The 21,620-nt window shown below is 61.9% G+C and carries 14 protein-coding genes; 5 read left to right on the plus strand and 9 right to left on the minus strand.

What is annotated here, in order from left to right; translation table 11 throughout:
• The first annotated feature begins 103 nt into the window (after positions 1–103).
• Both gabT and AC3WQS_RS21595 read left to right on the plus strand, forming a co-directional pair.
• Positions 104–1,477: a 4-aminobutyrate--2-oxoglutarate transaminase gene (gene gabT / locus AC3WQS_RS21590; protein ID WP_020971131.1), complete on the plus strand. Its 1,374-nt coding sequence runs from the start codon at positions 104–106 to the stop codon at positions 1,475–1,477.
• Positions 1,474–2,913 carry an aldehyde dehydrogenase family protein gene (locus tag AC3WQS_RS21595; protein WP_492711739.1) on the plus strand — a complete coding sequence of 480 codons (1,440 nt, stop codon included), beginning with the start codon at positions 1,474–1,476 and terminating at the stop codon, positions 2,911–2,913. The genes gabT and AC3WQS_RS21595 overlap by 4 nt, the downstream gene beginning before the upstream one ends.
• On the opposite strand, the gene AC3WQS_RS21600 is transcribed toward AC3WQS_RS21595, so the two are convergent.
• Positions 2,889–4,421, minus strand: a complete 1,533-nt coding sequence (locus AC3WQS_RS21600; protein ID WP_223258042.1) for a PucR family transcriptional regulator — start codon at positions 4,419–4,421, stop codon at positions 2,889–2,891. The two genes, AC3WQS_RS21595 and AC3WQS_RS21600, sit on opposite strands and share 25 nt — an antisense overlap.
• Positions 4,422–4,569: 148 nt before the next feature.
• On the opposite strand from AC3WQS_RS21600, the gene AC3WQS_RS21605 reads away from it, so the two are divergent.
• Both AC3WQS_RS21605 and AC3WQS_RS21610 read left to right on the plus strand, forming a co-directional pair.
• Positions 4,570–6,009, plus strand: coding sequence for an amino acid permease (locus AC3WQS_RS21605; protein ID WP_019745774.1), 1,440 nt, complete (start codon positions 4,570–4,572; stop codon positions 6,007–6,009).
• 121 nt (positions 6,010–6,130) lie between these two features.
• Positions 6,131–7,255: a GGDEF domain-containing protein gene (locus AC3WQS_RS21610; protein ID WP_249347384.1), complete on the plus strand. Its 1,125-nt coding sequence runs from the start codon at positions 6,131–6,133 to the stop codon at positions 7,253–7,255.
• 1 nt (position 7,256) lies between these two features.
• Here the strand turns inward: AC3WQS_RS21610 and AC3WQS_RS21615 are convergent, their stop codons facing one another.
• The 7 genes from AC3WQS_RS21615 to AC3WQS_RS21645 all read right to left on the minus strand — a co-directional run bounded on the left by AC3WQS_RS21615 (position 7,257) and on the right by AC3WQS_RS21645 (position 18,780).
• Positions 7,257–9,593 carry a putative bifunctional diguanylate cyclase/phosphodiesterase gene (locus tag AC3WQS_RS21615; RefSeq protein WP_492711741.1) on the minus strand — a complete coding sequence of 779 codons (2,337 nt, stop codon included), beginning with the start codon at positions 9,591–9,593 and terminating at the stop codon, positions 7,257–7,259.
• 237 nt (positions 9,594–9,830) lie between these two features.
• The gene (locus AC3WQS_RS21620) at positions 9,831–11,453 is read right to left on the minus strand and encodes an MFS transporter (RefSeq protein WP_020971136.1); all 1,623 of its coding nucleotides are present in this window, start codon (positions 11,451–11,453) and stop codon (positions 9,831–9,833) included.
• A 92-nt stretch (positions 11,454–11,545) separates the two neighbouring features.
• A complete protein-coding gene (locus tag AC3WQS_RS21625; protein ID WP_046379481.1) occupies positions 11,546–12,709 on the minus strand; it encodes a VWA domain-containing protein in 1,164 nt (387 codons plus the stop codon).
• On the minus strand, positions 12,706–14,892 hold the full coding sequence (locus AC3WQS_RS21630) for a DUF5682 family protein (protein WP_046379482.1): 2,187 nt from the start codon (positions 14,890–14,892) through the stop codon (positions 12,706–12,708). Before AC3WQS_RS21630 ends, AC3WQS_RS21625 begins: the two co-directional genes overlap by 4 nt.
• On the minus strand, positions 14,889–16,004 hold the full coding sequence (locus tag AC3WQS_RS21635; protein ID WP_046379483.1) for an ATP-binding protein: 1,116 nt from the start codon (positions 16,002–16,004) through the stop codon (positions 14,889–14,891). Before AC3WQS_RS21635 ends, AC3WQS_RS21630 begins: the two co-directional genes overlap by 4 nt.
• Positions 16,001–17,485, minus strand: a complete 1,485-nt coding sequence (locus AC3WQS_RS21640; protein ID WP_046379484.1) for a DUF5691 domain-containing protein — start codon at positions 17,483–17,485, stop codon at positions 16,001–16,003. The genes AC3WQS_RS21635 and AC3WQS_RS21640 overlap by 4 nt, the downstream gene beginning before the upstream one ends.
• Entirely contained in the window at positions 17,482–18,780 is a 1,299-nt protein-coding gene (locus tag AC3WQS_RS21645) for an SWIM zinc finger family protein (RefSeq protein WP_046379485.1), read from the minus strand. Before AC3WQS_RS21645 ends, AC3WQS_RS21640 begins: the two co-directional genes overlap by 4 nt.
• Positions 18,781–18,896: 116 nt before the next feature.
• On the opposite strand from AC3WQS_RS21645, the gene AC3WQS_RS21650 reads away from it, so the two are divergent.
• Entirely contained in the window at positions 18,897–20,213 is a 1,317-nt protein-coding gene (locus AC3WQS_RS21650) for an HNH endonuclease signature motif containing protein (protein ID WP_492711748.1), read from the plus strand.
• Between the two features lie 91 nt (positions 20,214–20,304).
• On the opposite strand, the gene AC3WQS_RS21655 is transcribed toward AC3WQS_RS21650, so the two are convergent.
• The gene (locus AC3WQS_RS21655; RefSeq protein ID WP_019745783.1) at positions 20,305–21,594 is read right to left on the minus strand and encodes a PucR family transcriptional regulator; all 1,290 of its coding nucleotides are present in this window, start codon (positions 21,592–21,594) and stop codon (positions 20,305–20,307) included.
• Positions 21,595–21,620 lie beyond the last annotated feature (26 nt).

Genomic DNA, 21,620 nt, shown 5'->3' on the forward strand with positions numbered 1-21,620 from the left:
GCTGGACGCGGCGTCCTATGAGATAGAAGCCACTCGACAATCCGGCCATGTCCGGTCTGTTAATCGCCGTCCTACAGTTCGGAAAACAACTGGAGGCACTGCGATGACCATTCTCGAGCACGGCACGGAAACGTGCACCGGTGGACCGACCCTTCCCCAGGTACGACGCCTCGTCACCGAAGTGCCTGGCCCCAACTCGCGTACTTTGGCGAAGCGCCGGAGCGCCGCGCTGCCGGCCGGACTGACCAGCGGATCCAGCATTTACGTAGCTGCAGCGGGCGGAGGAGTTGTCGTCGACGTCGACGGCAACTCGTTCATCGACTTCGGCAGCGGCATCGCCGTGACCACCGTCGGAAACAGCGCGCCGCGCGTGGTCGAACGCACCACACGCCAGCTCAGCCAGTTCACCCATACGTGTTTCCTCGCAAACCCCTACGAGGGGTACGTCGAGGTCTGCGAAGCGCTCAACCGCCTGACCCCGGGAGATCACGAGAAACGTACAGCGCTGTTCAACACCGGCAGCGAGGCGCTCGAGAACGCCGTGAAATACGCACGTGCCGCGACCGGTCGCCCGGCAGTTGTCGTCTTCGACCACGCATTCCACGGTCGCACGTTGATGACCATGACGATGACGGCCAAGAACCAGCCGTACAAGGCCACATTCGGCCCGTTCGCACCAGAGGTCTACCGGGTTCCGATGGCCTACCCCTACCGTTGGCCGAGCGGCCCCGAAAACGCCGCCGACGAAGCATTCGCCCAATTCCGTCTTGCGATCGACACTCAGATCGGTGCCGAATCGGTAGCCGCTGTGGTCGTGGAACCGATTCAGGGTGAGGGAGGTTTCATCGTTCCCGCTCCGGGATTCCTGAAGCGCATCGCCGAATTCTGCCGTGAGCGCGGCATTCTCGTCGTCGCGGACGAGGTCCAGACCGGTATCGCACGAACTGGAGCCTGGTTCGCCAGCGAGAGTGAGGACTTCGTCCCCGACATCATCACAACTGCAAAAGGTCTCGCCGGCGGAATGCCACTCGCCGCCGTGACCGGCCGTGCCGACGTCATGGACGCCGCGCATCCCGGTGGTATCGGCGGTACGTACAGCGGCAATCCCGTGGCCTGCGAGGCCGCCCTGGCAGTTTTCGAGACGATCGAGGTGGAAGGCCTCCTCGACCGCGCAAAGGACATCGGCGAAATCCTGACCACAGGGCTGTCCGAAATCGCTTCGGACACAAATATAATCGGCGACATTCGTGGACGAGGCGCCATGATTGCAATCGAGCTGATCCACGACGAAGACAAGGCTCCCAATCGCGAGGCCGTCGCCCAGATCGTCAGCTACGCCCACGCGCACGGCCTACTTCTCCTCGCTGCCGGCACCTACGGAAACGTCGTTCGATTCCTCCCGCCGCTGAGCATCTCCGACGAATTGCTGGCCGAAGGACTCGGCATCCTTCGCGACGCTGTGACAGCAGTCCGATGAGCGTCGTTGTTCACAGCTTGATCGGCGGAGCTTGGGTCACGGGTAGCGAAGGCACACTGACGGACACCAACCCGGCTCGCCCCGACGAAGTTGTCGCCACCGGAGGCCGCGCCGGCGCATCTGAAATGGCGACCGGTGTTCGCGTCGCCCGCATCGCTGCGAACGACTGGGCGCGCCTACCGATGTCCGCACGCGGCGCATACCTCACTCGCGCAGCGGAAATCATCGAAACCAACGCCGATGCCTGGGGCGAAGAACTCACCCGCGAAGAGGGGAAAACGCTGGCCGAGGGTATCGGAGAAGTGCGCCGGGCTGCGCAGATTCTGCGTTACTACGGCAACGCCGCAGACCGCGAGTCCGGGACGGTGTATTCCTCCCCACGTAGCGGCGAGCAAATTCTTGTCACTCGCAAACCTCTCGGCGTGGTAGGCGTCGTCACGCCGTTCAACTTCCCGATCGCGATCCCGGCGTGGAAGATTGCGCCCGCCTTGGTATACGGAAACACTGTTGTCTGGAAACCGGCTGCCGCGGTGCCCCTTCTGGCCTTCCGTCTCGCGCAGGCATTGACCGAAGCGGGCCTACCCGACGGCGTCCTGAACATGATCCTTGCCGACAGCGCGGCAGGTGAAGCGCTGGTCGACCACCCGGACCTCGACGCCGTCACCTTTACCGGTTCCACCGGCGTCGGCCGAAGAATCGCGGGATCTGCTGCAGCGCGCGGAGTTCCGGCCCAGGCGGAAATGGGTGGAAAGAACGCAGCCATCGTACTTGCCGACGCAAATCTCGGGCTTGCAGTCGAGCAGGTCATGTTGGGAGCATTCCGGTCAACCGGCCAGAAATGCACGGCCACTTCGCGTCTGGTGCTCCACGAATCCATCGCCGAGGAATTCTTGGCGAGGCTGACCGTCGAGGTCGAAGAATTGAGAGTCGGAGATCCACTCGATCCCGACGTCACTACAGGCCCTGTGGTCAGCGCATACGCACAGCAAACGATCATCGAGGGAATCGATCGAGCCGTCGGCGGCGGCGGCGCCAGAGTTGTGGCCAGCGCCGAAGCGCCGGAATCGGGCCACTACGTCCGGCCGACGGTGCTGGAACTGTCGGCGAGCACCGAACTATGGTTCGAGGAACTTTTCGGCCCGGTGCTTGCGGTGCAGCGGGCAGCAACAACTGCAGACGCATTCCGCTTGGCGAATGAGGGCGAATTCGGTTTGTCCGCAGCGCTGTTCACTCAGGACCTGACCAGCGCACTTGCCGGTATCGATGACCTGGACGTGGGGATCCTGCACGTCAACTCGGAATCGGCAGGCGCTGATCCTCACGTACCTTTCGGCGGTGCGAAGAAGAGTGGATACGGGCCCAAGGAACAAGGCGACGCGGCGCGGGAGTTCTTCACTCACACCACCACCGTCTATCTCAGGGGCGGCCGAGCGTGATCTGAATTCGATTCCGCCTGCAGCAGTTCACGAGCTTTGAGTGCGATCCACAACTCGGACCGTGTGTGGGCGGAATCGAGATCTCGGCCGATCAACTCGGCGGCCTTGTCCATGCGGTTACGCAGCGTGTGCCGGTGAACACCCAACTGCGTTGCAGCGGACTCCCATTGTCCATTGTGGTGCAGGAACGCTTCGATCGAGTCCACCAGACGGGAACCGTTCTCGGCATCGTAGCCTTCCAGCACACCGAGGCCGCCGGCCGCGATCGACTGCAGAACATCGTTCGACTGCACACTCAACAAGAGACTGAAAGTCCCGAGTTCCGAGAACGGAACGAGCGTGTGTCCATCGACCTGCCCCACTTTGGCAGCAGAGACGGCCTCGCGCAGACTCGCTGCTACACCGCTCATCGGCCGGACGCTACCGATTCCGCCGTTGATACTCCGGCGTGAATTCTCCCGCACTCTCGCATACACACTGCGCGCGACCTTCTCCGCAACTTCACTTTTCACGACGAACCACACGCCGGTGCCGTCATTCAGTGGAGCCAACAGGTACGGCACCGCCACTTCTTCGAGGGCCGCTGAAGTGATATCGGTTGCCGCCAGCAAAGGCCCGACATCGGTCAAGGCAGTTGCAACCACCGGGGATCCGGATTCGAATCCGAAGTACCGCAACAGACTTTCGTCTACTTCGCCGCCAGCCTGGCGCACCATCGTCGCGACCGCCAACCTCAGCCGTTGTTCGGCATCGACAACCCGCAACGGCTTGGCGAGCTCGATGGTCAACAGCGACACCGCGTGGCCGACCAGCAGTCGTTCGGACTGATCCAAGGCAGCATCGGACGCCACCGCCAGCGTGCCGCTCACGGCAAGCTTGTGAATGGCCAGATGGCCGTCGTCGTCCACCACGACCCGGCTGCGCTCCTTGCCTGATCGCTCCCTGATGCGTTCGGGCAGAGACGAACTCGCACTTTCCGTCAGAGCGAGCACCGCTCCGTCCCGATCGAGAACGCACACTGCTGCGTGAACCGCTCGACCCAGTGCAGCGATCAGGGCCGGCACTCCGTCGAGCAGGGCACGCGCCAACTTCTCCTGGGCATCGACCACCGCCTGCACCGTTCGTATCTGGTCGGCGGTCAGCTCGTCGATCACGGCCCGCGAGATGGCGATGAACGGCGTCTCCTTGGCGACGGAAAGCACGGCAAAACCCAGTTCGTCGCCGGCCCTGATGATCGCGTTCGGCACCTTCTCGTGCACGGTGCCGGTGTCGAATGCCAGTGCCACGGCGCCGGTCCGCGCAATGCGCTCGACGTACTCGTACTGCTTTGTCGCCGATCGCGAAAGGTGCAGCCCCGTCGTCATGACAAGCTCTCCACCGGCGAGCCATCGACTCGGATCCTGCAACTCGATTGCGTGCGCCCAACTGATCGGCAGATCGACGTGGCCATGACCTGCAACAACCGAGAGACCGAGAGAGTTGGTAGCCGCCAAGCGCCGGACAGTCATCGGCATTACCGGAACCTCCGAAGGCAGTGGACAGAACTGACAGTCTTCAGCTCCGATTTGTACATCAGGTCCATGTTCTGGATCACACGACGAGCTTAGCGTCTCTCCGAAAGAACTGATCGCGTCATGCAATAGGAGCTGAGCCCAGATGCCCGACAGCAGCACCGAAACAGCCGAAGCCGCCAGCGTTCATTCGACGCTCAAGACAGGATTGAAGAAGCGCCACCTGACCATGCTTTCCATGGGTGGTGTCATCGGCGCCGGTTTCTTCGTCGGACTGAGCGGAATCATCAACCAGGCCGGCCCCGGCGCAGTCATCACTTGCGCGATCTGCGGCATCATCGTGTTCCTGGTGATGCGCATGCTCGGTGAAATGGCCGTCGCCAAGCCGTGTACGGGATCATTCACCGAGTACGCGCGAATGGCGTTGGGCGACTGGGCGGGTTTCACCACGGGCTGGCTCTACTGGTATTTCTGGGTGATCGTCGTCGGCATCGAATCCGTCGTCGGAGCTACCCTGCTCTCCCGGTGGATCCATGGTGTACCGCTCTGGCTCATGTCAGCAGCACTCCTGTTGGTGATGACCGGGGTCAACCTTCTCTCCGTCAGCAACTTCGGTGAGGCCGAATACTGGTTTGCAGGTATCAAGGTCGCCGTCATCATCGGCTTCATCGTGCTCGGCAGTCTGTTCGTCTTCGGCATCTGGCCCGGCAGTGAAGTCGATTTCAGTAATCTGACCGGCCACGGAGGATTTCTGCCGAACGGCTTCACCCCCGTGCTGGTGGGCGTTGTCGCCGTGATCTTCTCCATGACCGGAGCCGAGCTGGTCACAATCGCCGCAGCGGAATCCGCCGAACCGGCCGGAGCGATCAGACGAGCCACGAACACCGTCGTCTTCCGCATTCTCGCGTTCTTCGTTGTCGCCACTTTCCTCCTCGTGACGATGCTGCCGTGGGATTCGTTCGTCGTCGGCGATTCTCCGTTCATCTCCGCACTCGACCTGCTCGGAATTCCCGGCGCCGCCGACATTCTCAATCTCGTGGTTCTGGTCGCTGTGCTGTCCTGCCTCAACTCCGGCCTGTACACGGCGTCACGGATGCTCTTCGCGCTCTCCGTCTACAACGACGCGCCGGCATGGATGACACGGACCAACAGTCGCGGCGTGCCCGTGAAGGGCGTACTCGCCTGCACCGTGGCCGGGTATTTCTGTATCGCGGCCGGTTACATCTGGCCAGACACGATCTTCCTGTTCCTCGTGAATTCGTCCGGCGCAATCTGTTTGTTCGTTTACATCCTGATCTGTGTATCCGAACTACGCCTCCGACGCCGATGGGAACGCGAAAGTCCCGAGATTCTGAAATTCCGTGTCTGGTTGTATCCCGGCCTACCGATAGTGGTCACCGGCCTGATTCTCGTGATCCTGGTGGGAATGGGTCTCAACGAACCGACGCGCGCGGAGTTCGTCCAAAGCCTGGTCGCGCTGGGAGTCATCCTCGTCGCTTACAGCGTGAGAAGGTCTCGTACGCGAAAAGTCGTATCGTTCGCGACCGCCTCGAACAACGCACACAGCAGTTCGAAGAAGGCTTGAAACAAGCATCGAGTAAGCGCTCGACTCGATAAGAGAACCTCTTCCCCGAAAAAAATCGAACCGGTGGAACCGGTCGAACACAGATTTTCTCTTTACCTAATTTCAAGGCAAAATAGACAGCATGCCGAGCCCTGTCATCGCCTCCGAAGGGCACAGTTCTTGGCAAACACTTCACGAATGGTTCAACGAACCACACGACTACGAGTGGATAAAGCACCAGAGATCCGGCCGAGCAATCATTCCGATCTTCCGAACCTTGCTCGGAATGATGACGATCATCTTCGGACTCTCCGCGTTCTACAAATTGATCGGCCCGGATACGCCGCCGACCACACCCGGCAAAGCACTTTCGATTTTCATGATCTGCACGTGTGTGGGAATCGCCGCATGCTGGTTCACACAACCATTTCCCGGACGCCGGGGGTTGCTTGCATTCGGGATATTCGCAGATCTCGGGATCGCGGCCGCAGTCCTTCTGGTGCCGGATCGCTCGTCCGCGACGTTCGGTTGCACCGTCTTCGCCGTCACCGGAACCTTTGCGACTCTTTTTGTCAGCGCAAGGTGGCTTGTCGCTCATGTCGTTTGGTCGACGACCATCACGACTACCGTTTTTGTTCTTGCCTATCTAGAAGGCGACGTCGATATCACGACGCTTCTGGCCCGTGGCACCGTTCTTTTCGGAGCTGTCACACTCGTTCCCATTTTTGCGCACCTGACCTGGCGCACTCTCTACCGCGATGCCCAGTATTCGGACCGGGATCCCCTCACTGGCCTGTTCAACCGTCGGGGACTGGAGGGGGCAGTCGGCGATCTCTTCGAGAGCACCCGAGACGATTCTTCGTCTCTCGCTTTCGTCGTCGTCGATATCGACAAATTCAAGACGGTGAATGATCTTCACGGTCATGCCGAAGGCGATCATGTCATCAGAAGAACCGCGAACCGATTGAGCACACATCTCGGCGAACACGGAATCATCGCTCGTACGGGCGGAGAAGAATATCTGGCTGTCATTGCCGGTGATCCCGAATCGACAATCCTGTTGATCGAAGGGATAAACGCGGCACTGTCGGATTGTTCCGACGCGATCCCCACAACGGTGAGCGTCGGAGCTGTGATGATGACCGCCGAATCGAAGGCGTGGAGCGGCGGTGCTTCCGCAATCCTGGCGGCGACAAATGTCGCGGATTCGATGATGTATCAAGCGAAAGCGGCAGGCGGTAATACGATCCGCTCGGCTCAGATCTGATTCACAGCCACGTAAGTGGGTGGACGCTGCGCCCGGTTTCCGTGTCCGTGGCGGCAAGATACACATCGACGCGCTCAGCGGTCAGAGCCTTGCTGATGTGATAGCCCTGGACCAGGTCACACCCGACCCACTGAACGCGGCGGAACTGCTCGATGGTCTCGACGCCCTCGGCCAACGATTTCATACCGAGAGCCGCGGCCAATTCGACAATGGACTTCACCACGGACATCTTCGGATCGTCCGAGTCGGTGACCAGCATGCGATCGATCTTGAGAACGTCGATTGGAAGTCTCTGGAGCGTGGCGAAGGAAGAATAGCCGGTGCCGAAATCGTCGAGCGCGACGGTAACCCCGAGCTCACGCAGCTTGTAGAGATCCCGGATCGCGCGATCGTCCACAACACCTGTCTCGGTGATTTCGAGCTGCAGCAGATGCGGAGCCAAGCCCGAATCCGTCAGAGCTTTCTTCACCATCGCACCGAACTCTCGCGACACCAACTGCACTGGCGAAACGTTGACCGAGACGCCGATTCCGGTCGGCCACCCCGCAGCAGCTGCGGTCGCCATCGCCATCGCCTGCGCGCCGAGGGGAATGATCATTCCGGTTTCCTCCGCCACCGAGATGAACTGGCTGGGCCCGATGAGGCCGCGACTGGGATGGTTCCACCGTAGAAGAGCCTCGAAGGCCACCACTTCACCGGTCTGAGTGTCGACCTGAGGCTGATAGTGGAGATCGAACTGCCCTTCCTCGATCCCTCTGTCCAGCTCGTGGAGCGCAGTCGCCCGCGCCGATGCCCTCGCCCGCAGCAGCGGTGAGAACTTGCCTACTCGATTGCGCCCCGTCGACTTCGCTTCGTACAGAGCCAGATCCGCCAGCATCACCAATCCGTCTGCGTCTGTTGAATCCTCGGGCGCGCTGGAGTAACCGATCGTGGCCCGCACTTCTATTCGATTGCCTTCGACGAAGAATGGTTCGTGCAGCACTTCCAGGTACCGATCGAAGATCACTCCGGGATCGTCGCGCGACGACGTGCAGACGATCAGCCCGAATTCGTCGCCGCCCATCCGCGAGCACATGTCCGAACCTACGACCTTGCGCAGGCGTTTCGTGACTTCGAGAAGTAATTGGTCCCCGATCGGATGTCCAAGGGTGTCGTTGACCGATTTGAAATTGTCGAGGTCGAGTATCCCGACGAGAACCTGCTTCTCCGGCGCCCGAGAATTGATCGCTTGCTCGAGCGCCACACCGAACGCACGACGGTTCGGCAACCCGGTCAACGAGTCGGTGGCCGCAAGCCGAAGGATCTCCTGCTCGTGGACATACCTCTCCGTGATGTCGGAACCGACACCGCGCCAACCCAGAATCACGCCGGATTCGAGGACCCGTGGATTACCGGAAAGAGACCACCAGCGCCGCCTACCGTCGACATGCACCGGCACGACGGTGTCCCGGAAGGGGGCACTCGATTCGAGTTTGTCGATCATCTGGGCCGCGGCCGCACGTCCCTCCGGACTCGACGCGATCTGGAGTCTGGTGAGGAGTTGCCCGAAGGTGAGTTGCTGCAACTCGTCCACCGTCATACCTGCGACCTCGGCGAGACGTGCCGAGGTGTGGGAGAACCGGCCGTTGGTGTCGCACTCCCACAGCCAGTCGCGGGAACCGCCTTCGAAACCGTCGAGCAACAACGCCACCGTCTGACGCTCGGATTCCGCCTGAAACTCTGCGAGACAACGTCTCTGGAACGAGGCTGACAGATAGACCGCCCCTACGGTGAGCGCAAACATGTAGATGCACAACTGAATCGCAAGTACGCGAAAGTGGGGTTCGGCGTGGACGATGAGAACAGTGAAGACGCCGAGGCCGTGAATGTAGATCCAGGTCAGGCTCACCGATCTCAAACTGGAGAACGTCACGGTCCCGGCGCCCATGATTCCTGCCATCGTCGCGATCAGAACCAAGTCGCGGAAGACGTCCATGTCGTGAAAGAGCAGGGCAAAGAGTGCGACGTCGAGGGTCGCGACAACGATCACTTCGACGAGCAGACCCACGTAGTCGTAGCGCGGTGTGTGCTTCGACGGTCGCCAGCGAAGCGGTATCCATACTCGAATCGAATTCGCGAGGACAAGAAAGATGAGGGCGCCGCCCAACCACCTGAGCGTCTGACGTCCAGGCGGGACGGTGTAGGTCAGAATCACGACCAAACTCGCCATGTACGCAAGATTGGCGAACGGCGCGACGGCCGCAGCCTCGTCGATCTGACGGCGAAACAGGCTGTTGCAGTCGGTCTCCGAAGCAGGATCTTGCCGACTCAATCGACTCAATCGACTCAGACGGTTCATCAGTGAGGCATCCCGACACCAGCGCAGGCGCCATCAGCGGGCGTCGAATCCGCTCGCCTGGCCATCCGAACCTCCCCTGGCTCCCCACCGAACCCTTATCCGGTGAAACGTCAGTGTTTCAGACTCGCTGCTTGTTTCCTTCACAACGGTAGCCATCTGACGAATCGATTGTGCGCAGATCACTATATCCAGAGGTCGTTCCGTCGATCGTCCAGGTCGATCCGCGATTGCTGATTCTTAGCTCGAACCACGTTTGTCGCCGACCGCGACGCGGGGGATTCGAGCGGTCGGGAACAACGCGGCGATTGCGAGCAGCGCTGCCACGGCAAAGGCGACACGCAACGCGTCCAGCCTGGCTTCTTCGTTCACGTCCACGATCGCATCCGCCGTGGACTCGGCGACGCCGGCGTCACTGAGAGCGGATCGGAGTTGCGTCGTCGACAGGAACGGCACGCCCGAGGCCATGTCGGTGCTCGCTTGCTGCTGCACCGATGTCGGAACCGCCGGATTGTCTTCGATTCCGGCGATCGCCGACGTCGTGAGTGTGGCAATGAGAACCGATCCGATCAGGGCAGTTCCCAAGGATGCGCCGAGGTTGGTGGCGGTGTTCTGCAACCCGCCGACCTCGGTGCTGCGTTCGTCCGGGACCGAGGACACCGTGACGGCTCCGAGCTGCGAAGACAGGCACCCCAAGCCGAAACCCATGAACAGCATGGGAATCATCACGATCGCCGCATTGGCGCCGGGGTCCATGCCTGCCACGAGCATCAGAATGCCGACGACCATGACCAACAATCCGACTCGGACCACGCGTCGCGGGTTCGCGGTAGGCCGTAGCTTCGGAATACCGATCGCCGCCACGACGAGCGCCGCCGACAACGGCAGGATGCGAATTCCGGTCTCGAGAGCGCTGAGCTCCAGAACTACGGACAAGAACAAAGGAACCGCGAAGAACACGCCCGCCTGCACCAGAAACTGCGCGAAGAACATCGACAGCCCGCCACTGAGTTCGCGGTTTCTCAGCATCGCCGGATCGAGCAGAGGCTCCTTCCCCGCAGCGGCCAGGCGCCCCTCCCATCGCAGGAATCCGTAAACGACAAGGAGCCCGACGATCAGCAGCCACACCACCGGAGACAACCCCACCAGCTGCGGCCCGCCAGGTTTGGCCTGTACCCAACCCCACTCGCTCGAACGCAGCACACCGAAGACGATCATTCCCAGTCCCACCACGGACAGGATCGAACCGAAGTAGTCGAGGCGGGACTTCGACGGTGGGACGTCGACCACCTTGCTGAGCACCAGCAAGATCAGGACAACGATCACGACTTCGCCGACGAACACGTAACGCCACGACGCAAATGTCGTCGCCGCGCCGCCGATCAGCGGCCCCACTGCCACGGCTATCGCGCCTGCTGCAGCGACGAGGCCGTAGGCCGCCGGACGCTTCTCCGCCGGGAAGTTGGTGGCGACGAGCGCAACGATCGCGGGCATGATGAGCGCCGCGCCGACGCCTTCGAGGAACGACCACCCGATCAACAGGACCACGAGATTCGGAGCGAGCGCAGTCGTCAGAGAACCAGCGCCGTAGATGACCAAGCCGAGTGCGAAGGCTCGGCGACGGCCCATCATCGAACCGACTTTGCTACCCGTGATCATCAGAGTCGCCATGACCAGGGTGTACAGCGTGATCGCGGTTTGAATGCCGGTGATACTCGTGCCGACGTCCTCGGCGACGGTCGCCATCGAAACATTCATGACCGAGCTGTCCAGGGTCATCAGGAACTGGCTGCTCGCCAACACCGTGAGAACCAGCCCCGAACCCGCCTGCGTAGTCGAACCAGCAACCTGTCCGTCACCCATCGTGCGGGTGTACCCGGTGCTCAGGTCTTCGAAGCAGACCGGTCAGTGCTGTTTGAGGCTGTTCGAGGCTGTTTGAGTCAGTGCCGTTCGAGTCAGCGCTGTTCGAGTGCAAGTTGATCGGCCCAGGCCGACACGTCGCCGCGTTCCAGAGCGACCGCGAGCAGTTCCGGAAACTTGTCCGGCGTGCACGCAAACGCGGGAATCCCGAGGGCACTCAGCGCCGCTGCATTGTCGTGATCGAACGATGGAGCGCCGTCGTCCGAGAGCGCCAGCAGAACCACAACCTGAACACCGGCATTCTTCATGGCCGCCATGCGCCGCAGCATCTCGTTCCGAATACCGCCCTCGTAGAGGTCCGAGATCAGAACAAACATCGACTCGGCAGGACGCGAGATCAGCGACTGGCTGTACGCGATTGCGCGGTTGATGTCCGTGCCCCCACCGAGTTGGGTCCCGAAAAGAACGTCTACGGGGTCGGACAGTTTGTCCGTCAGATCGACGACGGCGGTGTCGAAAACCACAAGCGAAGTCTTCAGCGCTTGCATCGACGCCAACACCGCGCCGAACACGGACGCGTAGACGACGCTGGACGCCATCGAACCCGATTGGTCGATCGCCAGGACCACGTCGCGCTGCACAGATTTCGACTTGCGGCCGTATCCGACGAGCCGCTCGGGGACGACGGTTCGATACTCCGGCAGGTAGTGCGACAGATTTGCTCGGATGGTTCGGTCCCAGTCGATGTCACGCAACTTCGGATTCGACGTTCTGGCCGAACGATTGAGTGCCCCGGTCACCGCGGCCTTCGTTTTCTGCGCGATTCGCTCTTCGACTTCCCGAACCACCTTGCCGACGACCATTCGAGCAGTGGCCTTGCTGGCCTCCGGCATGACCTGGTTGAGGCTCAGCAGCGTCCCGACCAGATGTACATCTGGCTCGACGGCATCGAGCAGTTCCGGTTCGAGCAGCAACTGCGCCAAACCCAGTCGGTCGATTGCGTCCTTCTGCATCACCTGCACCACCGTGCTGGGAAAGTACGTTCGGATATCGCCGAGCCATCTGGCGACGGACGGCGCCGACGCCCCCAATCCGGCTGAGCGGCGGCGCCCCTTGGTCGGGCCGGACGAGTCGTAGAGCGCTGCGAGAGCTGCATCCATTCGACTGTCGCCCGGTTGGCCCAGCCCTCCCGTCGATTCTTCGGCGGATTCCCCGAGCATCAATCTCCAGCGCCGAAGGCGCTGATCGTCGTCGCTCATACGCGCGCTCCCAGTATCTCGGCAACGACCGCCATTGCCGCTCGGCCGCGTCGAGTATCGGTCTCCACTGTCGTCTCGACGCGTCGTCCACCTCTGACCGCCTGACCGATCGCTCGACGCTCCCCTGCCTCGAAGGCTCCGAACGTGCGTCGAAGCAACGGAAGCGTGTCGATGAAGTCCTGCTCACGAAGTTGGCGGACCCACGTGTCGATCAGCGTGAGCAACGCTCGATCGTGAACGAGCACAAGCCCTCCGCCGCCGAGAAACCCGTCGACCCACCCGGCTTTGGCGGTCGGCGCGCTGCCCACGGACAGGGCCCGAGACAAGCGCTGGGCTGCAGCGGTTTCCGTGATCGAACCGCTGTCGCGCAGTAGCCGCACCATCCGTCCGACGAGTAAACCGTTGACGTCGTCACGGTCGATCACGCCGGCCATCGCCTGCAGCCACCGTGCGCTCGCATCGCGATCGTCACGGACCATGACTGCCGAGTGAACCTTGTCGAGGTGATCGCGAAACTCCTCGGCGCTGGGATCGTCCAGTCCGGTGACGGCGACTGCGAGGCCGGTGCAGATCCGGATCAACAAGCTGTCGGCGACGTCGATCAACGCCGTCACATCGGTTCCGCGCACATCGCCGTATCGCAGCGTTCGGGTCAGCGTCGGTAGCGCCGCCATCAGATGTGACACGTCATGGTCTAGTGCCGCAACTGTTTTCACACTCTCCAAAACCGCAGACAAAGCTGCCGGGAGGTTTGCGAGCAGTGAGTTCTCCAGTAGTCCGATCAGTGACGCGAGAGTGATGTCCGGCTCGTTGATCTTCGAGACGACACGTGATGCCGCCGCTGCGGCCACCGTCGTACCCCACAGCGACGCCTCGATCACCGAGACCGAGAATTCGGGCTTCCATTGCAGCGCCCAAGTCTCTCGGAAAGTTCCGGTGGAACGGACCTCACTGTCGGCCGGGGTTCCCCAATCGATCTCGAGGATCCCCAGTCGGTGCAGGAACTGGGAACGCTCGACGTCGATATCGCGTCGCAGGTCCAGATCGAGATTCTTGGCTCCCGCTTGTTGTTTGAGCCGCAAAGTCTTCGAACGTGCTCGCAGGTCTGCTTCGAGCGGAACCGTCGGAGTTTCTTCGGGCACCGTGCCCAGGGCTTCGCCCACAACGAGTCTTCGTGTGATCAGATCCAGAAGAACGTCGTTTCCGTCGCACATCACCGACCTCGTAGCCTCGGTAACTTCCGACAATCCGGCCAGCGGGCGAGAACGCAGTGCAGCCAACGTATCTGCCAATCGGACAGCTTCGATGACGTGAGCACTCGAGATGGGAAGGTCCTCGTCCCTGAGCACCCTCGCAACTTTGGTGAGCCACCGCGTGATCGTCTTGTCGTTCGCGGTGAACAGATGGTGATACCAGCCCGGCGAGGTGATTCCGGCTCCGTAACCCGATGCCGACGCCAGGCGTGAATGTGTCCAGGGAACCCAGGTCAGCGAGGTCTTGACCTTGGACATCCCCTTGAGAATGCGGGCGTCGGGAGCCGCAGGCCCCAGGGCTCCGACCAACGCCGGCGCGTGCCAGGCTCCGCAGACGACCGCTACCCGCTCGGCGCCATCCTTCAACGTCTTTCGCAGCACCTGCCGCATATACGCTTCGCGATGCGCTGTCTCCTCGTCGATCGGCACTGTCTCACGCAGCGCCTCCATCGCCTCGGTGATCGCATCGAAAGAATCTGCGCCCGAGCTTGATTCGATCACCGAATCCCACCAGCGTTCGGTGTCGTCGAAACCCGCGGCCGCGGCCAGTTCAGACAGAGGATCGCCCTCGCGGACAGTACGAATCCCCTGATCCGCCAACACGTTGAACGCGGGCAGATCGCAGAACCTTGCCTGCACACCGTTCTTCGCAGCCCACTGCAGCGCTTGCCATTCGGGTGAGAACACCGCAAACGGCCAGAAGGCCGCCTTCGACGGTTCGCCAGTGGCGTACGCGAGCAACGCAATCGGCGGTTCCATCGACTCCGATGCCGCCAGCATCACCAACGGGTCTGCATCCGAAGGACCTTCGATCAGGACCACGTCGGGGGAAAACTCGTCCAGGCCCTGCCGAACCGAACGAGCAGATCCCGGGCCGTGGTGACGGATACCGAAGACCCGGACACGCAGGTCCGGAATCACGATGGTCACCCGGTGACCTCGCGGCACGCCCGGTAGAAGTCGGACCACTCGCCGCGTTCACGCACTACTGCCTCGAGGTACTCGTTCCACACAACCTTGTCTGCGACCGGATCCTTGATCACCGAACCCAGGATTCCGGCAGCGACGTCGGATGCCCGCAGTACGCCGTCCCCGAAATGCGCAGACAACGCCAAACCGTTGGTGACCACCGAGATCGCCTCCGCCGTCGACAGAGTTCCGGACGGGGACTTCAACTTGGTGCGGCCGTCGGTGGTCGTGCCTGATCGCAGTTCCCGGAACACGGTGACGACCCGGCGAATTTCCTCGGCTGCTGCGGGGGTTGTCGGCAATTCCAGTGCTGCGCCCAACTGTTCGACTCGGCGTGCCACGATAGCCACCTCGTCCTCCTCGCTGGCCGGCAACGGGAGAACAACTGTGTTGAACCGTCGACGTAGTGCGGACGACAGATCGTTGACACCGCGATCGCGATCGTTGGCGGTAGCGATCAGATTGAAGCCCTTGGCTGCCTGCACCTCGATGCCCAGTTCCGGCACCGGCAACGTCTTCTCGGAGAGAATGGTGATGAGGGCGTCCTGCACGTCGGCCGGAATACGCGTCAACTCTTCGACGCGGGCGATCTTCCCGGTTTCCATCGCGGTCATCACAGGTGACGGCACCAGCGCACCGGCGGTCGGCCCCTCCGAGAGAAGGCGTGCGTAGTTCCAGCCGTAGCGGATAGCTTCCTCGGGTGTACCCGACGTGCCTTGAACCAGGAGCGTCGACGCACCCGAAATTGCAGCCGAAAGGTGTTCGGAAACCCAGGTCTTGGCTGTACCCGGCACGCCCAACAGCAGTAGTGCCCGGTCGGTGGCAAGAGTTGCGACGGCCACTTCCATCAACCGCCGTGGACCGACGTACTTCGGTGAAATGACTGTTCCGTCGTCGAGAGGTCCACCCAACAGATACGTCACCACGGCCCAGGGCGACAAGTTCCACGACGGTGGACGCGGACGGGTGTCCTGCGCGGCCAGTGCTTCGAGTTCGAGTGCGTACTCCTGCTCTGCGTGGGGCCGCATCAGCTTTGCCGGTTCTGTGGTGGGCACGGTTACGCTGTCAGTCATGTGAGCTCCTCGAGCAGGGTCTTGCGGTGGGTGATGGCGCTGGCAGTTCTGGCGAAGGTCTGCCGCCAGTCCGGGTCACGTGCACGCTCCGCAGCCCGATCGAGCAAAGTTACTGCGCTGTAGGGAAATCGACTCTCGGCTAGGCGTAGCGATGCGCTGTATTTGTAGCGCGAGAATTCGCCGGCCTTGGCGCCCCCATCGGCACGTCTGGCCGCAACTCGTTCCCACTGGGCCACGACTGCCCGGGTGATGTCGTCTGGCCATGGACCTCGCAGAGCGTCGTAGATCGCTGCCCGGCCCGGGTGCAGAACGTTGGCGTCGCCGTTTCCAGACCTCAACAGGTCAGCCAACGCCTTGGCCGACACCAACGGGAGTAGGCGTCGATCGGTGGCCGTGCCGCGCGTGCGAAAGAGTTCCAGCGCCCATTCCGCATTGTTCTGCGCGACTGCAGCGGTGGACCAAGCGTCGTGAAGGATCGGCTCCCAGCCTTCGTCAACGCTCATCCCCAAGACCTTGCCGGGTTCACCGATCATGTTGTTCCACAAAGACAACGGTGCAGAACTGATCGCCTGACGCACGTACTCGGCACGATAGTCGGTGTGTGGATTCGGCCGATCTTCGATGCCGTCTCGCCTCGACGCCGCATCGACTTCCTCAGGCGGCAGGATGACCAACGTGGATCGAAGCAGTTTCCGCTCCACCCGCGCCCATTTCTGAACCCGCGCAGCCATTCGCTCCCCGAACTCCGATTCGGGAATACGTCCGAGCACCTCCGCTGCTGCGCGTCGCACGTCCTTGCGACGGTCGTCGAGGGCTTCCTCCAACAATGGTTGATCGTCGGCGCTCGATCCGATTGCCAGAGTCGAGACAAATGCAGCCTTCTGTTCGCCCCGCTCGGTGCCCCACGATTTTCTGAGTTCGGCCAGTGCCAGCGCGGGATCTGTTCGGCGAGTGTCTATCAGCCACTGCGTGCGCTGGGACGAACTTCCGTGACGCCAGACATCCGGATTTGCATCCCTGGTTCGGACGAGCTTGCTCCACTCAGGGTTTTGCGCGGCTAGCCATCGGCCACGCTCGCCGACGATCTGCAGGATGCTCTCCCGGTGAGCTTCGCTCGCACGTGCAAAGGAAAGCAACTCGGCGACCAGATGATCAGGCGCACGGTAGTTGCGCTCCAACGCGACTGCGAACCACTCGTCGAGCAAGGTCGCTTTGGCCGCGAGCATCGACAGCAGGTGCGCCGATGAGGATTCCGGCAGCGTGAATCGCACATCGTCTGGAGCAGGTGTCGGCACCGCCGCCGTGGTGGAGCCCGCACCGCCACGGCGGTACGCCCTCTCCAACGCTGCTGCTGCCAGAAGCATCTCGGCAGGATCGCCGTCGAGTTCGCGGGCATGGCCTCGCACTTCGGCCGGCAGCTCCTCGAATGTTGTCGAGGTTCTGGCGGTCCCGAGAAGAGCAGCCGAGATCAAAGTGCTCACAGCACGATCACCTGTCCTCCCGTGAAAACCGAGATCGGAGTAAGAGCCAGCGCATTCCACGTTCCGCAGACCGTGACCGGGTAACCGCCGGAAATACCGAGCAACTTCCACAGAAGATCCGAATCACCTTCTGCCCGAAGCGCTGTGCCCGATTCGTCGACGAGAAACCAGGAACCGTCGACGAACGACGGGACCACCGAACTGATCACTGCCGGCCACGAGCGCAACCAGGGATCTGCGGCGAGGGCATCGGTAAACTGCTGCAACGCAGCGTCGATGCTTCCGAACGGCATGGTTGTGAAGGGCTCCGGTTCACCGTGCGTTGCCCCCATCCGCGCCCGCAATGCCGCGGCACCGGGATAGAAATGAACATCGGCATTGAGCAGAAACCCGACTGGCGGCGTTTCGGTGGCAAAGTTGGGTGACCCGTGGGAGAAGTCGAGCAGCATGGCCCACCGTTTCGAATTCCTGCCGAGCATCCACACGGTTCGGGTGAACAGTCGCTTCTCCTCGGTGATCCCGGAACCGAGAATCATCCAGTTCTCTTTCACCGGAATCGATTCCATCACACTCTCGGTTGAGACGGGATAGCCGACGTGCGCTTTCACCGAATAGGCAAGATCTTCCGGCAACTCGGACAGCTTCTGATGCGCAGCGACCAGCAGGTGCAACCGAGCCAACTCGTCGAGGACCTTCTCGGGCCAGTTCTCCGTAGACGCAACGATTCCCGCCAATGCTCGAAGCGTGCCTGCAATACCGGGCGCCTGAGCATCCACCATTCGAGCGGCTACCGCGTCGAAGCCCGCCCAGGATGTGTCCATCGCTGCCAGACCACTGCGGATCTGATCGGTGATCCACAGGTCCAATTCGACGAGCCCGCCCGCAACGCGGTCGGCGCGCTTCTGCGCTGTCGCCGGGTCGGGAGATTTCTTGGGAGCCTCGTCACCGCTTTCGCCGGTGTTCTCGGCCTTCTCCTCGCGGCGCGACAACCACTCTGCCGCGAAGTCGGCCGGCTCGTCCGCCGACGGCACACGCCCTTCCGACCATTCCACCAGCAGCCCCAGAGCATGTTTGCACGGAAACTTTCGACTGGGGCACGAGCACTTGTATGCAGGGCCCCGCAGGTCAACCACTGCTTGATACGGCTTCGAGCCGCTGCCCTGACACAGCCCCCAGAGCGCGAGACCGCTACTGCCGGCATGGCTCCACGAACCAGCCAACTTGCGCGCAGCGGCCAGCGATGCGGCGTCGGGAGCTACCGACGCCACCTGCCCAGCTGTCCACGGCGAAGTCACTCGACCACAGTATGACAACCCGCTGACATCGCAGAGTCAGGCCGATTCTTTAGTGAATCAGCTCTTGACTCGAACACATATTCGAATATGATTTGAGGTGGGGATCGGGGGATTCAATGAGTATCAACACATCATCTGACGTCGTTTGTGGTTCTGCGGTGGGTTTGCGCGGACGTCTGTGGCGGTTGTCTGCTTCTGAATTGCATACCGCTGCTATCGAGGCGAGTGCGGAGATTCTGCGGCTCGAAGCTGTGCGTGTGGCGGTGGTGGACGAGTTGTCGTTGCGGCCCGATGATCAGGTGATCGCCAGCCGCGGCGTCGGGTCCTGGTTGGCGGCGAACACGATGCTGCAGGTTCGGGACGGGAAGAAGATCGCCGCCCTGGGTGCTGCACTACGACCGTTTCCGGCGGTGACTGCCCGGTTCAATGTCGGGGACTGCTCCTTCGATCATGCCGTGTTGATCGTGGCGTTCTGCGAATCACCACCGAAGGGCATGCCGGACGAAGCGCTCCCTCGCTGTATCGACTTGTTGCTGGCTGCCGCTTCCGGAGTGGAGGCCACGACCACGAAGGTCCGCAACGTCATCGCGACCTTGGAGCGAGTGTTCGAATCCGATGAGATTCCGCCCGCCGAAGACATCGACCTCAACGAGCTCCGGATCGCGTCGACGTTGAACGGTCGGGTGGTGGTGCGCGGAGATTTCGACGCCCTCACCGGTGAAATGCTGCTCTCCGCCCTGTCGAATCTGACGATGCCCACCCCGGCACCCGATGGAACCCCGGACGCCCGGTCGGCAGCGAAACGCACGGCGGACGGGTTCACCGAACTGATCCGCCGTTACCTCGACTGCGCCAAAACCGGTGTCGATGGTGGCCAGCGTCCGCATGTGAACGTGCACATCAACGCCCGCGATCTTGCGGAGCACCGCGATTGCGCCGCCGCACCCTCGCCCGATGGTGGTGGTGGTGGTGGAGCGACTGTATCGGATCTCGACGTCGGGCACATGCCCTGGCTCGGACCACTCTCGGTCTCGCAGACCAGACTCCTCGGCTGCGACTGCTTCCTGTCCACCGTACTGCTCGACGACCACGGGGCGCCGCTCGATGCGAAACCCGGAAAGCGATTAGTGTCCGCCGAACAGCGAGTGGCGTTGATCGCCCGAGACAAAGGCTGCGCATTCCCCGGCTGCACATGCGTGCCCGCCTGGACCGATGCACACCATATTCGGCACTGGGCCAACGGCGGGCCGACCGTGATGAACAACCTTGTCCTGCTGTGCCGTTCACATCACCGGCTGATGCACCGAAAAACCGGATACGTCGGGAAATGGGAAATCCGAATAGGCACCGACAACAAACCCTGGTTCATCCCACCACCCTCGATCGACCCCGGCCAGCACCCACGGCCCGCGAACACCACCTTCAAAACCTGAGAAGAACCTCAGGCACAACAGAACACGGCCAGGTTCCGCATCGGTCAACAAACCCCGATACGGAGCCCACAGGCCGTGTCGCGTCCATGACTCACGACGTTTTGGCGGGGCGCAAGACCGATCTACCCAACAACTCACAAACCTGCAGGGCCAGAGCGAGATCCAACTTGTCTCGGCCGGCAGCGACTGGATCCCCGAGCGCCTTGTTGATGCGATACTTCACGGTATTCCGGTGCAGATTCATGTGATTGGCAGTGTGCAGATGGCTTTCTCCGTGGGCGAAGTACACACTCAACGTCGTCCGCAAGGATGCAGCAGAAGGCGTATCGTCCGCCAACGGGCCTAGCACCTCCCAGACCCATGACTTCGTAGAATCGATGTTCTCGGACAGAAGTGAAACCACAGCGACGCCGCGGTCCCCGAAGCTCACCACCGGCCGTTGCGGCGTATCCGGCACGGCAGCAACCGAATAGGCGGCGGTTGCCTGTTCGTGAGATCGCTTGAAACCTTCGACCCCTGACCCTGGCAGCCCGATTGCCACCCGCGCTCCGCCGTCCAACGGCACTGCCGCAGCGAGAACCTCCGGATCTGGCGCAGGCACCCGGCGACCGAACGGCAGCCACGCCCACACCGTGCGTCGATCGATGGCGGTGATGATCGGCGGCTTGTCCGCTCCCGCCGCTGCGCCGAGATCACGTACGAGTCGATCGAGCGTGTTGATGCCCATGACGTCCGCATCCCACGTCGACCAAACCACCAGGGCGACGTGGTTCTGACCCAGGCGGTACCCGGTCTCCGCTTCGAAAGCAGCGGTATCTGCGTTGGTGCCGGACAGGAGGGCGTGGATCGCGGCCGAATGGAGGTTTCCCTGCGCTGCCATCCATCGACTGCGTTCCCGCTCGTACGCGTCGAAGACGTAGAGCGTGATCCAGTCGATGTAGCTGTAGACCACATCCGAAGTGTGTTTCAGGACAGCCAAAGTGAGTCGCGCCGGAATATCCAGTGTGCTGATCTCGTCGTGACAGATCCGCATCAGATCGCCTTGGCCCATGTGGTAGGCCCGAACGAGAGAGTTGGACGGAACGTCCCGCTGCGCCAGACGCAGAGCGTATTCCACTGCGGCAGTGGTCGGTTGGAGATGATCGATCGGAATGTCGTTGGCCAATACGTGGATGATCGTCGTGATGTTTCCCTGCACGCTGGCCTCGAGCATTTCGAGCAATTTGGCGTCTGCATCCAATTGGTCGATTTCGTGAGCCATCATGAAGGCCATCTCACGCGCGATGTCGGCACTGCGCTCGTCGAGTCGTCGGGCCAACTCGGCAACCACCGCAAGCACTTCCGGCTCCGCGGCTGCAGGCACTCGGGCGAGGCGCCGCATCGCGCCGGCGCCTCGCTCCTTGTGCG

It is taken from the genome of Rhodococcus sp. FW305-130, assembly GCF_058788335.1.

What these genes read in the sequence shown, in the direction of transcription:
- gabT (WP_020971131.1), top strand. Translation starts at nt 104, where the DNA reads ATGACCATTCTCGAGCACGGCACGGAAACGTGCACCGGTGGACCGACC.
- AC3WQS_RS21595 (WP_492711739.1), top strand. Translation starts at nt 1,474, where the DNA reads ATGAGCGTCGTTGTTCACAGCTTGATCGGCGGAGCTTGGGTCACGGGT.
- AC3WQS_RS21600 (WP_223258042.1), bottom strand. Translation starts at nt 4,421, where the DNA reads ATGACTGTCCGGCGCTTGGCGGCTACCAACTCTCTCGGTCTCTCGGTT.
- AC3WQS_RS21605 (WP_019745774.1), top strand. Translation starts at nt 4,570, where the DNA reads ATGCCCGACAGCAGCACCGAAACAGCCGAAGCCGCCAGCGTTCATTCG.
- AC3WQS_RS21610 (WP_249347384.1), top strand. Translation starts at nt 6,131, where the DNA reads ATGCCGAGCCCTGTCATCGCCTCCGAAGGGCACAGTTCTTGGCAAACA.
- AC3WQS_RS21615 (WP_492711741.1), bottom strand. Translation starts at nt 9,593, where the DNA reads ATGAACCGTCTGAGTCGATTGAGTCGATTGAGTCGGCAAGATCCTGCT.
- AC3WQS_RS21620 (WP_020971136.1), bottom strand. Translation starts at nt 11,453, where the DNA reads ATGGGTGACGGACAGGTTGCTGGTTCGACTACGCAGGCGGGTTCGGGG.
- AC3WQS_RS21625 (WP_046379481.1), bottom strand. Translation starts at nt 12,709, where the DNA reads ATGAGCGACGACGATCAGCGCCTTCGGCGCTGGAGATTGATGCTCGGG.
- AC3WQS_RS21635 (WP_046379483.1), bottom strand. Translation starts at nt 16,004, where the DNA reads ATGACTGACAGCGTAACCGTGCCCACCACAGAACCGGCAAAGCTGATG.
- AC3WQS_RS21650 (WP_492711748.1), top strand. Translation starts at nt 18,897, where the DNA reads ATGAGTATCAACACATCATCTGACGTCGTTTGTGGTTCTGCGGTGGGT.
- AC3WQS_RS21655 (WP_019745783.1), bottom strand. Translation starts at nt 21,594, where the DNA reads ATGCGGCGCCTCGCCCGAGTGCCTGCAGCCGCGGAGCCGGAAGTGCTT.